The sequence below is a fragment of the Bacillus sp. N6 genome, from assembly GCF_052805735.1.
In genome coordinates this window covers 864,740-877,881 of the sequence record NZ_CM127843.1, presented here as the reverse complement: position 1 = coordinate 877,881, position 13,142 = coordinate 864,740, and the positions used below count along the sequence as shown (strand labels likewise).

8 protein-coding genes are annotated in these 13,142 nt (G+C 35.5%); 4 read left to right on the top strand and 4 right to left on the bottom strand.

The annotated features are described in order from the left end of the window. Positions 1-131: 131 nt before the first annotated feature. The gene (locus ACUXVC_RS04500; protein WP_446025936.1) at positions 132-1,835 is read left to right on the top strand and encodes an S-layer homology domain-containing protein; all 1,704 of its coding nucleotides are present in this window, start codon (positions 132-134) and stop codon (positions 1,833-1,835) included. A 67-nt stretch (positions 1,836-1,902) separates the two neighbouring features. Here ACUXVC_RS04500 and ACUXVC_RS04495 read toward each other — a convergent pair whose 3' ends face one another. Together ACUXVC_RS04495 and ACUXVC_RS04490 are read right to left on the bottom strand one after the other, a co-directional pair. Continuing rightward, positions 1,903-6,900: a SpaA isopeptide-forming pilin-related protein gene (locus tag ACUXVC_RS04495; protein ID WP_446025935.1), complete on the bottom strand. Its 4,998-nt coding sequence runs from the start codon at positions 6,898-6,900 to the stop codon at positions 1,903-1,905. Between the two features lie 386 nt (positions 6,901-7,286). Then, complete coding sequence (locus ACUXVC_RS04490; protein ID WP_000640430.1) at positions 7,287-8,159, bottom strand: Cof-type HAD-IIB family hydrolase; 873 nt, start codon at positions 8,157-8,159, stop codon at positions 7,287-7,289. 134 nt (positions 8,160-8,293) lie between these two features. On the opposite strand from ACUXVC_RS04490, the gene ACUXVC_RS04485 reads away from it, so the two are divergent. Next, positions 8,294-8,911 carry a DNA-3-methyladenine glycosylase gene (locus ACUXVC_RS04485; protein ID WP_446025934.1) on the top strand — a complete coding sequence of 206 codons (618 nt, stop codon included), beginning with the start codon at positions 8,294-8,296 and terminating at the stop codon, positions 8,909-8,911. A gap of 138 nt (positions 8,912-9,049) precedes the next feature. On the opposite strand, the gene alsD is transcribed toward ACUXVC_RS04485, so the two are convergent. Both alsD and alsS read right to left on the bottom strand, forming a co-directional pair. Further along, on the bottom strand, positions 9,050-9,808 hold the full coding sequence (alsD, locus tag ACUXVC_RS04480) for an alpha-acetolactate decarboxylase (RefSeq protein WP_000215024.1): 759 nt from the start codon (positions 9,806-9,808) through the stop codon (positions 9,050-9,052). Between the two features lie 16 nt (positions 9,809-9,824). After that, a complete protein-coding gene (gene alsS, locus ACUXVC_RS04475) occupies positions 9,825-11,513 on the bottom strand; it encodes an acetolactate synthase AlsS (protein WP_446025933.1) in 1,689 nt (562 codons plus the stop codon). 434 nt (positions 11,514-11,947) lie between these two features. On the opposite strand from alsS, the gene ACUXVC_RS04470 reads away from it, so the two are divergent. Then, positions 11,948-12,508 (top strand): HAAS signaling domain-containing protein, encoded by a 561-nt coding sequence (locus ACUXVC_RS04470; RefSeq protein ID WP_025709958.1) that lies wholly within the window; start codon positions 11,948-11,950, stop codon positions 12,506-12,508. A 21-nt stretch (positions 12,509-12,529) separates the two neighbouring features. Further along, on the top strand, positions 12,530-13,135 hold the full coding sequence (locus tag ACUXVC_RS04465) for an NDxxF motif lipoprotein (protein ID WP_095691342.1): 606 nt from the start codon (positions 12,530-12,532) through the stop codon (positions 13,133-13,135). Positions 13,136-13,142 lie beyond the last annotated feature (7 nt).

Below are 13,142 nucleotides of genomic sequence, written 5' to 3'. Positions count from 1 at the left end.
CATGTATATAGACATCATGATTTTCTCTTGTTAAAATTTATTAGTACAAAAAATCGTTACATAGCGAAAATACAATATATAAAGGAGGAATGTTAACACTAGATTTTATAATCTAATGTGTTAAAAAAAATATGAAAAAGAAATTTTATAGTATATTAACTCTCTCTCTTGCATTACAAACTGTTCTTGCACCTACTTATTCATTTGCAGAGAGTGCTGAAAAATCCGCCGAAGTATATACGGAGGATCAAGTTTTTAAAAGTATTAAGGAGCATGTTAATGAGCATAGTACTCATGAAGAAGATATCGAGGTTACTGGCCAATTCCTACTCTACACTTCAAAAAAACATTCATTATATACCGCGAATGATTTAAAAAACAAATCGAATATCGAGATTACAGAACAAGTCGTAACGGCGACAAAGAAAAAAGGAAATGCTTACTACATAACGACGCCAACTGGCGCTGGATGGATAGATAACAATGATAATAGCTTAGAAGTTCAAGAGATTCATAAACTATCTAACCAAAAATTAATCGTAAAAGAAGAAGCTTCCATACATGCCCTTCCGTTCCAATCGTTTAAAGAAGAAGGGAAACTACAACCACAAGTCATTACTCCTACTGAACAAGCTGGAAATTGGTTTAAAGTCCAAATAAACGAAACAGCAAAATGGATTTATGCACCTTCTGCTACATTTGAAGGTACAAAAGCTTCATTATTAAAAAACAGTCGTACTGCTAAAAATAGTTTATTGAGATCGCCAGAAGCTCTACAAACAAACACTATTTATGGCGTTACATTTAAAGAAATGATTGTCCCAAAAGGAAATGACGATATTCGCCCTGGTTACCCGATGGTACCTAAATATATTACGATTCACGAAACGGCTAATACAGCGAAAGGTGCTAATGCTCTAAATCATGCAAAATTCTTAGATAACCAAGCACGCGGAACAGCTGATCGCGCCGCATCTTGGCATTTCACAGTAGATGATAAAGAAATTTATCAACATCTTCCAGTAAATGAAGTTGGATGGCATGCTGGAAATAAAACTGGAAACTATGAATCTATCGGAATTGAAATTGCCGTTAATCAAGATGGAAACTATGAAAAAGCGGTAGAAAATGCCCGTAAATTGGCGGCTTATTTAATGAACGACTTAAATATTTCTCTAGATAAGGTCCAAAAACACCAATTTTGGTCAGGAAAAAACTGTCCTGCGTTTATGATTCAACGCGGACAATGGGATGCTTTCTTAAAAGGAACTGAAACATACTATAAAGAAAATCAAAAAAATCCAGTAACTGATGACATTACAGGTGGCTGGTATGAACAAGACATTCGTCAATTAGCAGCTAGAGGCATTATGCAAGGAGAAGGGAACGGCCAGTACTTCCCAGAACGTCTTGTAACGCGTGCTGAATTTGCTACACTAATTACTCGTGCTTTACAATTACCAAGTGGAAATGCTAATTTCACAGACTTAGAACAAGTACACCCATCTTTAAGAGACGGTATTAATCGTGCAGCAAGCGCAGGCATAATCCGCGGACGTGGTGATAATACATTTGATCCAAATACTACAATTACACGCGAAGAAGCTGTTATTATGATTGATCGTTCTCTAAAACACGCTGGTATTTTTGCAAAACAAGTTGAACTACCATTCGTAGACCAAAACTTAATTTACGCTAAAGAAGAAGTACAAAGAGTGTATGGATATGGAATTGTAAAAGGTAATGAATTTAATCAATTCGTACCAAAAGGACCATCACAACGTGCACACGCAGCTGCATTTATAAACAGAATGCTTAGCGTAATTGAAGCTTAAAATATTTATCTGTATTAATTTAAAAGGCATCAGAGATTGTATATCTCTGATGCCTTTTATACATCCGTTAACTATTTTTAGCCATGAATCTTAAACGTATTCCTAGTAACAGAAGCATAAAACCGATGAATGGAACGTAATTCGTATTGTGTCCTGTAGCTGGAAGTTGTTGATTATTAGAAGAACCTTGTCCTTTTTCTGGTAAATTAGGTTTTTCTACTCCCTCACCTGGCTTCTCTGTTCCTTCACCCGGCTTTTCTGTTCCTTCACCCGGCTTTCCTGTTCCTTCACCTGGTTTTCCTGTTCCTTCACCTGGTTTTCCTGTTCCTTCACCTGGTTTTCCTGTTCCTTCACCTGGTTTTCCTGTTCCTTCACCTGGTTTTCCTGTTCCTTCACCTGGTTTTCCTGTTCCTTCACCTGGCTTCTCTGTTCCTTCACCTGGTTTTTCCGGATCTTTATCTGTATCTTTTTTATTTGTAATTTGAAGCTTTACAACTTCAATTTTTTCATTAGAAATCGTAAATTTCATTTCCTTATCGGATAAAGTATATCCTTCTGGCGCTTGGATTTCTTTTAAAGTGTAATCTCCTGGTTCTAACTTCTTAGAAGTCGCTTTACCGCTCTTATTTGTTGTTAATGTGTCGATTTTTATTCCGTCTTTCCAAATTTCAAACACTGCGCCTGCTAATGTTTTATTTGTATTATTGGCATCTACCTTTGTAATTTCTAATTGACCTGTAATTTTTTCTTTCACTTTTTCATTCATAACTTCTTGTTTTACTACTTCATTTGCTACAACATTTACTTCTACTGTTACTTCTAACGCCTTATAACCTTCCGGCGCTTTCGTTTCTTCTAACGTATACTTTCCTGGCACTAAGCTCTCGAATTTCACAACGCCGTCTTTATTCGTTGTTTTCGCTTCTCCAACTACTTGACCAGCTTCGTTCTTTAATTTAAATTCTGCACCTGCTAGAACTTTTCCACTCTCCGCATCTTTTTTGACTACTTGTAAGCTTCCTAGTTCTTTTGCGTTTTCTATTTGTACTTCTACTACTTTGTCTGCTTCCACAACGACTTCAATTTCTTCTTTTAACAACTTATATCCTTGTGGTGCTTTCGTTTCTTTTAATTTGTATGTTCCTGGCTCTAATTTCTGAGAAATTACTTTACCAGTTTTATCTGTTCGTAACGTATCTACTTTTTTACCATCCTTATACACTTCGAATTCTGCGTCTGATAATACTTTCGCTTTATCTTCTGCATCTACTTTCACAATTTCAAATTGACCTGTTACTTTTTCATTCGTAACCTCTTGTTTTACTACTTCATTTGCTACAACATTTACTTCTACTCGTACTTCTAACGCTTTATAACCTTCCGGTGCTTTCGTTTCTTCTAACGTATACTTTCCTGGCACTAAGCTCTCGAATTTCACAACGCCGTCTTTATTCGTTGTTTTTGCTTCTCCAACTACTTGACCACTTTCGTTTTTCAATCTGAATTCCGCACCTGCTAGAACTTTTCCATTCTCTGCATCCTTTTTGATTACTAGTAAGCTTCCTAGTTCTTTTGCGTTTTCTATTTGTACTTCTACTACTTTGTCTGCTTCCACAACGACTTCAATTTCTTCTTTTAACAACTTATATCCTTGTGGTGCTTTCGTTTCTTTTAATTTGTATGTTCCTGGCTCTAATTTCTGAGAAATTACTTTACCAGTTTTATCTGTTCGTAACGTATCTACTTTTTTACCATCCTTATACACTTCGAATTCTGCATCTGATAATACTTTCGTTTTATCTTCTGCATCTACTTTTACGATTTCGAATTGACCAAGGCTCCTACTGTTCGTTACTTTTACATCAATAACTTTTTCACCGTCAACTGTTACATGAATTACTTGTTTTGTTAATTCATAACCTTCTGGTGCTTTTGTTTCTTCTAACGTATATTCACCTGGCACAAGTCCGTCTACTTTAACCGTTCCAGACTTATCTGTTGTAATTCCTTCTTTTACAACATTTCCTTTCGCATCTTTCAATGTAAATTCTGCGCCTGCTAAGCGTTTCGTTTGATCTTTATCATCCATTTTAATAATTTGTAGAGAACCTAAGATTTTTTCGTTTTCTGCCTCTACTTTTACTACTTCTTTCTCGTTTTGAATTGTTACTTTCCATTCTTTATTTGAAAGCTTGTAGCCCGCTGGTGCTTTCGTTTCTTTCACTGTGTATTCACCTAGTGGTAATTTTGGTGACATCACTTTTCCACTCTCATCCGTTTTCAGTTCCGCTACCTTTTTACCATCTTTATACACTTCGAATTCTGCACCTGATAACAATTTCGTTTTATCATTCGCATCTACTTTCACGATTTCAAATTGACCCGTTACTTTTTCATTCGTAACTTCTTGTTTTACTACTTCGTTCGCTACAACGTTTACTTCTACTGTCACTTCTAGCGCCTTATAACCTTCCGGCGCTTTCGTTTCTTCTAACGTGTACTTTCCTGGCACTACGTTTTCGAATTTCACAACGCCGTCTTTATTCGTTGTTTTCGCTTCTCCAACTACTTGACCAGCTTCGTTCTTTAATTTAAATTCTGCACCTGCTAGAACTTTTCCACTCTCCGCATCCTTTTTGATTACTTGTAAGCTTCCTAGTTCTTTTGCATTTTCTACTTGTACTTCTACTACTTTGTCCGCTTCCACAACGACTTCAATTTCTTCTTTTAACAACTTATATCCTTGTGGTGCTTTCGTTTCTTTTAATGTGTATGTTCCTGGTTCTAATTTCTGAGAAATTACTTTACCTGTTTTATCTGTTCGTAACGTATCTACTTTTTTACCATCCTTATACACTTCGAATTCTGCGTCTGATAATACTTTCGTTCTATCTTCTGCATCTACTTTCACGATTTCGAATTGACCCATTACTTTTTCATTCGTAACTTCTTGTTTTACTACTTCGTTCGCTACAACGTTCACTTCTACTGTCACTTCTAGCGCTTTATAACCTTCCGGCGCTTTCGTTTCCTCTAACGTGTACTTTCCTGGCACTACGTTTTCGAATGTTACTACACCGTCTTTATTCGTTGTTTTCGCTTCTCCAACTACTTGACCAGCTTCATTTTTCAGTTTAAATTCTGCACCTGCTAGAACTCTTCCACTCTCTGCATCCTTTTTGGTTACTTGTAAGCTTCCTAGTTCTTTTGCGTTTTCTACTTGTACTTCTACTACTTTGTCCGCTTCCACAACGACTTCAATTTCTTCTTTTAGCAATTTATATCCTTGTGGTGCTTTCGTTTCTTTTAATGTGTACTTTCCTGGTTCTAATTTCTGAGAAACTACTTTACCAGTTTTATCTGTTCGTAACGTATCTACTTTTTTACCATCTTTATATACTTCGAATTCTGCATCTGATAATACTTTCGTTTTATCTTCCGCATCTACTTTCACAATTTCAAATTGACCTGTTACTTTTTCGGGGATCTTTTTATTCACCACATCTACAGTCAATACTTTATTAGCCTCTACATCAACAGAAACTGAACTAGATGATAATTCATATCCTTTCGGTGCTTCTACTTCTTTTAATGTATAGCTTCCAACTGGAAGTTGTTTCGATAAGGCTTCACCTTTATCATCTGTAACAATTGTTTCCACAACTTTCCCATCTTTATCGATAACATCAAATTTTGCACCTGGTAGAAGTTGACCAGATTCACTATCTTTTTTCAATAATTTAAATTGGCCATTCTCTACTTTTTTCGTATTCTTCATAACAAGTTCAATTACGTTTGTATTATCAATTGTTACTTTGACTGGTGTATCAACTTTTATATATCCTTCTGGTGCATTTATTTCTTTTACAAAATAGTCACCAAGTGGTAAATCTTTAACTTCCGCAATACCCTTTTCGTTTGTTGTAACAGTAGCCACAACGTTATTATCTTTGTCTATAACATCAAATTTTGCGTCTTTTAAAACAATGTTTTTATCATTTTCATCAACTTTTTTAATTTGTAAATTTCCTTTTTCGGCTGCTGGTTTATTCCACTTTGGCCAGTTAAATTTAAAGTTATGAACCTCAAAACCATCTCTTTGGTGTAATCCTCCAACATAGGCTTGTCCATTAATAGAACCACCTTTTGTTTCTACAACTGCATTAGGTGCAAACACACTACCTACTACACCATAACCTTTAGTTGTTATCTTTGTAGCATTAGGAAATACCCAAATTACCTTACTAGCTAACTCAGTAAAAGATGAATTAGGGTCGTATGCTTGAGATGTATTAATTAAATCCGTCGCCATCCCAGTATTTCTTGTATCATACAAAATTGCACCGCCACCAAAACTCACTTCTTCTGCATCTGAATAAATAACAATAAAGTCTTTATTCTCTACATTCGGAAGAAAAACGTCTTTTACATCAAATGCTTTCTTTCCCGTTTGGCCTGAAGAGACATAAATATTAGGGTTATTTACATCTTCACCGATTCCAAAACTCATATTAGGTTTTGGCTTATCAGTGTGTAGTTTACTTGCATCCCCAATTACACCATCAACGTCTTTTCTAAATTCTTTAAACTTAGCATCAATCTCCGCTTGCTCTTTATAAGAGATACGGTCATATGATGTTTTCATCGCGCCATCTGGGTCACCGTCTTTTGTCATCGCCACTGTTCCATCTTGAATAATTACTTGTCCTGCTCCCGCTTTCGTAAATTGACCGCCTAGTAATAATGATGGATATCCTTCATCTACCCAAGTTGCTCCAGCTAAGTTATTTGCTCCAGTTGCAGCCGCTACGACTGTATAACTTGATGCGTTCATATTTTTCTGAACAGCCATCGCCCCTTCAATATCCGCACTCGTTGCACTATGATCTCCAAAAATGATGGCGTTGTAATAAGATACATCACCTAAACCTTTTAACTCTGTTGTAGCTGCCTCTGCTTTAAATGGTAAATGGATTAAAAAATTCATACATATTAGTAATACAACTATTAAACTACTACTTAACTTTTTAATTTTTTGATTAAATGATTTCCTCAAGAAATTCATTCCCCCTTTTAAACTTCCTAAAATCACAAAAAGAAGCACATTTCATATGTACCAGGTCTTACTCACATTAACTTAAAATAATCCATTTAAATACAACAAAGGAACGCTACAACTACTTAATAAAATTACTACAATTCATTTTTGAAATAATACGTGAACTAAACTGTCATGCGGAAATACTTTTACGTATGGGAGCCCAATAAAATTAATCTGAAGAATATTTCATGTGGTGTAACTATTTTGACAACATCATTCACTTTACATTAGTTTTCTAAAGGATTCAAGTGAATTGTATAGATTTCATACACAATTCACATTTTAAAACGTTTTCATTCCTTTTAATAATCTCAACAAAAAAAACGTAGCCAAAAAGCTACGTTTTTCTTTCATCGTTTCGGTGTATTTTTATGATTCTTCAAAAACGGAAGCGGGAATTGCTTACGGAAATGCTCTTTAATCATGTACTCTACACCGTTCTCACTATTTGAACGTGTAATCCAATCTGCTGCTTGCTTTAATTCTACAGGCGCGTTTCCCATCGCTACACCAAGTCCCACGTTTTCAATAACCTCTAAATCTTCCATACTATCTCCAATGGCAACCATCTCATTTAGCGAAATATTTAAATGCTCTCCAAGCAATTGTAATCCGCGTAACTTTGATACATTTTGCGGCAAGATTTCTATTCGTTTTGAATCACATTCAACATACTCTACATCTTGGAATGCTTTTCTTAATGTGTTCAGCCCTCTTTCTTTTTCACCCTTAGTTTGGAAAAGAACATCAATTTTTGGCGCCGCTACCGGATGGTCACGAAGCGCGTCACCTAACGAATCTACAAATTGAACTGGATAAAATAACGGATCTGCGCTTGATAATACAGTGCGCGCAATTAAGTTTGGTGTATTTCTCTCACGATTTCCTATCGAAAACCGTTCATGAGAAATACGTACGTTACAATCAAAGTGCTCTAACACTTGCACAATGTTAAAAGTCTTCTCTTCAGATAATCTTCTTTGAACGTACGGCTTATCTAACGTTGCTGAAACGAAAGCACCACCATGTGTCACTAATATAGAATCTAATTTTAACGCCTTTGCTACTTTATGAGCCGATTGAAAATTACGGCTCGTAAATAACGTAACGTATACATCTTTTCTTTTCACAAATTCAATTGTTTCTCTTAATCCTTTTGCAATTTTTCCATTGTTGTATAGTAGTGTCCCATCTATATTAAGAGCTAGTAAGCGATAAATCATGTCGCACTCCCCCTCTTCGCTGTTGTACTCTATCCATAATTTATGAAATACACCCGATAAATAGAACGAGTTAGAATTACTACTGAAAATTTGGTTTACTATATACATATACACTTAGTAAAGGAGATAGTACAATGCAGGCACCTCCTTCCTTTTATGAAGGCGATACGTTAGAAGTAGCAAAAAAATTACTCGGGCAAAAACTCGTTCATATTGTAGACGGAATAAAGCGAAGCGGAATCATTGTAGAAGTAGAAGCATATAAAGGCCCAGATGATAAGGCCGCACATAGTTACGGCGGCAGACGGACAGACCGCACAGAAGTCATGTTTGGCGCACCAGGGCATGCTTACGTATATTTAATTTACGGTATATATCATTGTTTTAACGTTATTACAGCACCAGTTGGCACCCCGCAAGGTGTTCTCATTCGAGCCCTTGAGCCGGTAAATGGAATAGAAGAAATAAAACTAGCACGCTACAACAAAACAGACATTACAAAAGCGCAGTACAAAAATTTAACGAACGGTCCTGGCAAACTATGCCGTGCCCTCGAAATTACTTTAGAAGAACGAGGCTTATCATTACAAAGTGACACATTACATATTGAACTCGTCCCAAAAGATGAACACATATCATCACAATATAAAATAGCAGCAGGACCTCGTATTAATATCGACTATGCAGAAGAAGCTGTACACTATCCGTGGCGTTTTTATTATGAGGGACATCCGTTTGTTTCAAAAAAATAAGCGATATCAACAATTTTTCAAATATATCTATCGTAACTTACAATATATCAACGGTTCGACAAGAAATATCGATTTATCGACAAATAATAACATTACGAATAAAAGAAGACTGTTCCAAAATGGAACAGTCTTTCCCTCTTACTCTGCACCTTCCGCAGTTGCAATATTATCCTCTAAATTTTCTCTTGATAATTCAGCCGCCATAAAATCAGCTGTTTCTGGAAGTGCTAAATGCATATGAGCTTTTTGACAAATTTGGATGGTACAGTTTTCTATAACATAGTCGAAAACATGTCCGCCCCCGCTTCTTTCATCATCAATGTAATGTAAGTGGAATCCAGCTACCCCAATACCTTGCGCATAATCTGGTGTCCAAAATCCAGCAAGCGTACCTTCTGTATTTTCAAATGAAAAGATTGGTTGTGATTTCGTCACTTCAACGAGCGGTGTATACGGTTTTTCTTGTCTTGGAACAGTTCTCGTTCTTACTTCACGGAACGTACCGTCCATTCGAATACCGTAAAATAAGTTTTTACTTGGCATTAATTCATGTAATAATGCTTCAACTTCTTCACGATTCATTGGACGCTCTACCGTATAACTCATTTCTTTTTCAAAAAACGTTACAGTCGCAAATGGTGTTGTTTCTTCTGGTTCTACTTTTTCTGCTGAACCGTCTGAACGTAAATGATAAAATTCATTATCAAATGCAATCATTTCACCATCTAATTGATCAAATGTGCCGATGCCAAAATCACCATGTTTTTTCAAATCTTCAAAGCTAATCACACCATCATATATACCATCTAATAGCGCAAGCATTGTAGATGTTTGATATACTTCATTACTCGTTTTCGTTTTTTTTGCATCAATATCAATTAATTGCGCAACAGTCATCTCAAATCTGCCTCCATTAGTTTAATTGGTTTGGTAATAATTTTTCGCTTAATTTAATATTGTCACGATAGTCAATTGGAATATCAATAATGACAGGACCATCTGCTGCTAGCGCGGATTTTAACACACCTTCTAATTCATCAGGCTTGTTAACACGAAGACCTAACGCCCCGAAACTTTCCGCATATTTCACAAGATCAACATCGCCAAACTCTGTAGCTGATGTTCTGCCGTATTTCATCATTTGTTGGAATGCAACCATATCATATGTGCCGTCTCTCCAAACAAGATGGATGATTGGAGAATTTAAACGTACCGCCGTTTCTAACTCCATCGCAGAGAATAAGAAACCACCGTCACCTGATACGGAAACTACTTTTTTACCTGGTTCTACTAAAGTAGCTGCGATTGCCCAAGGAAGTGCAACACCTAGCGTTTGCATACCGTTACTAAATAATAATCTACGTGGTTCATAAGAACGGAAACATCTCGCCATCCAAATAGAATGGGAACCGATGTCACATGTAACGGTTGTATCGTCACTAATTAAAGAACGAAGTGTACGAATCACTTGAAGTGGATGCGTAACACCTTCTGAAGGACGATTTGGAACTTCTGCTTGTTCTGATAATTTTGCGCGTAATCGTTCTAATACCGCTTCTGATTTCGTACTTAATACAAGTTTCGGTAATTTCTCCGCGATGCTATTTACCGTTAAGGCAATATCACCAATTAATTCACGCTCTGGTTGGTAATCATGGTCGATATCTGCTTGATGGTCGTCAAGATGAATAATCGTTCTGTCGCCAAGTTTATTCCAGAACTTTGGATCATACTCGATTGGATCATAACCGATAGAAATCACAAGGTCTGCTTCTTCTAGTAAAATATCACCTGGTTGGTTACGGAATAATCCAACGCGGCCGAAGAAATGATCTTCTAACTCACGTGAAATCGCACCAGCTGCTTGATATGTTTCAACGACAGGAAGTTCTGTATCCGCAATTAATTTACGAACAGCTTTCGTCACTTCATTTGTGCTCGCTCTCATACCGAGTAAAATAACTGGTAATTTCGCTGATTTTATTTTTTCTACTACATATGTAATATCATTTGTGGGAGCGATTCCAAGCTGTGGCTTAGAAAGCGCACCGATAGACTCTACAGTTGTTTCCGCAGTCATAACGTCTTGCGGAAGACTTACTAAAGTAGCTCCCGGATTTGTGGAAGTCGCACTTCGAAATGCATTACTAAGTGCTTCTGGCACATTATCAGGATGCTCTACTTCTACGCTATATTTTGTGATTGGTTCGAATAGTGCAGCATTATCCATAGATTGATGCGTACGTTTTAATCGATCCGTACGCGGTACTGCACCAGCTAAAGCAACAACGGGATCACTCTCCGCATTCGCAGTAACAAGACCTGTCGCTAAATTTGATGTCCCTGGTCCTGAAGTTACAAGACATACGCCCGGTTTCCCTGTTAATCTACCAATAGCAGCTGCCATAAATGCTGCATTTTGTTCATGACGACAAACGATTAACTCTGGTCCTCTTTCTTGCAATACATCAAATACAGAGTCAATCTTTGCTCCTGGAATACCGAAAACATGTGTAACACCTTGTTTAATTAAACAATCAACAACAAGATCTGCTCCCTTTGTTTTTGTCTTCACGTCGTTTGCTTTTACACCTGTACTCAAAACTAATCACCCTTTATTTCATAATGTGTGTAATAAAGATTTTAATTTCACCTAGTTAATTAAGCTGGTGAAGTATATTTATCATTATATTACAAATGCATTATTTTTCCAACAATATGAATTTGACATTATTTTGACAACATTCAAAGAATGCGCTTACAACCTTTTGTTTATCTTAAAATAACATTTTTATATCTCTTCTAAAAATGTACAAAAATACTTCCACCTATTCACATTATTAACAAATTTATAGTACCTTGCAAAGAATAATAGTAAGTGATATATTTGTAAATAATAGAATACCCATTATTTGGAATGTTATTCGCGATTAGTATATCTCCTTTCAAAAAGTAGATATAGATTGTGTATGCTGTTTAGAAAAAAGATAGGATTTTCAGCCATAATTCATCATTTTATAAAGGAAAGTGATTGTTATGAACAAAAGTGAATTTTTAGAGCAACTTAGTTCTTCCCTACGGAATATGCCTAATTTAGAAAAGGAGGATATTATCTCGGAGTACGAAACTCATTTTATTAGTGGTAAACAAGATGGAATATCTGAAGAGGAAATTTCTAAAAAGCTAGGAAACCCTAAAACTATCGCTAAAGAACTTAATATTTCATATGTAATAAGTAACGCTGACAATAGGCGTAGCCTAAAAAATATTATGACAGCACTGTTTTCTGTTATGAGCTTAAGTGTTTTAAACTTTATATGTATCATTATCGCCTTTTTCGTATTACTCTTTCTATTACCACTTCTTCTAGCACTTATAATTGCTACACCATTATTAATTATTTCACCTATCTTATTAATAGGATTAGGATTCTTTAAAGGGTTTCATCAAATCAGTTATTCCGATGTTTATAATGTATTTATAGCTTTTTGCATCGGCTTACTAATATCCGTCATATCTTATCAAATGATAAAACATATATACTCACTTTTAGTTAAGTATTTAAAATGGAATTTAGCTATTTTACAAAGATACTAATCAATGTAAAAGGAGATTAATATGAAAAAGTATATTTTATACCTACTCACGTTACTTACAATTTTATTTCTATCAGCTTGTTCAAACAGTGCACAACCTAAGGAAGAAAACGATGTACAATCTATTAAAGATGTTGCTATTAAAGTTCCAGAAAATATATTTAGTTCCTCAAAGAAAAATGAAACTATTAATGAAGACGAAATGAAACAAAATATAAAAAATTATATAGATTATAGTTGGGAGTTATCTGAAAATATTATCCCTCTCGCTTCAACAAATTCTGATAAGAATTTCACAGAATCTGACCAAGAAAATTTACAAAAACTAATTGATTTAGCGAAACAAAACGATATGAATTTCCATGAGTTTATTAGTAATAATAATTTACCTAATGATTATAAAAAACCTTCAAAAGAAATCTATGAATTTATGTCATCATCTACGGCTATTTTCGTAGAACTAGATCAAGAATTAGACAAACTCGCCCAAGATGGTAACTTATTCAAAACCGATTTTTCTTTTACAAAGCGCTTTGAGAAAGTTAATGGTAGGAAGCAAAAAGAAATTGAAAAGTTTTTGAACGAAAAAAATATTAAAACTTCAATTAACAGCAATAAAAAAAATTAACAGATGT

What these genes read in the sequence shown, in the direction of transcription:
- ACUXVC_RS04490 (WP_000640430.1), bottom strand. Translation starts at nt 8,159, where the DNA reads ATGATTTATCGCTTACTAGCTCTTAATATAGATGGGACACTACTATAC.
- ACUXVC_RS04465 (WP_095691342.1), top strand. Translation starts at nt 12,530, where the DNA reads ATGAAAAAGTATATTTTATACCTACTCACGTTACTTACAATTTTATTT.
- alsD (WP_000215024.1), bottom strand. Translation starts at nt 9,808, where the DNA reads ATGACTGTTGCGCAATTAATTGATATTGATGCAAAAAAAACGAAAACG.
- ACUXVC_RS04485 (WP_446025934.1), top strand. Translation starts at nt 8,294, where the DNA reads ATGCAGGCACCTCCTTCCTTTTATGAAGGCGATACGTTAGAAGTAGCA.
- ACUXVC_RS04470 (WP_025709958.1), top strand. Translation starts at nt 11,948, where the DNA reads ATGAACAAAAGTGAATTTTTAGAGCAACTTAGTTCTTCCCTACGGAAT.
- ACUXVC_RS04500 (WP_446025936.1), top strand. Translation starts at nt 132, where the DNA reads ATGAAAAAGAAATTTTATAGTATATTAACTCTCTCTCTTGCATTACAA.
- ACUXVC_RS04495 (WP_446025935.1), bottom strand. Translation starts at nt 6,900, where the DNA reads ATGAATTTCTTGAGGAAATCATTTAATCAAAAAATTAAAAAGTTAAGT.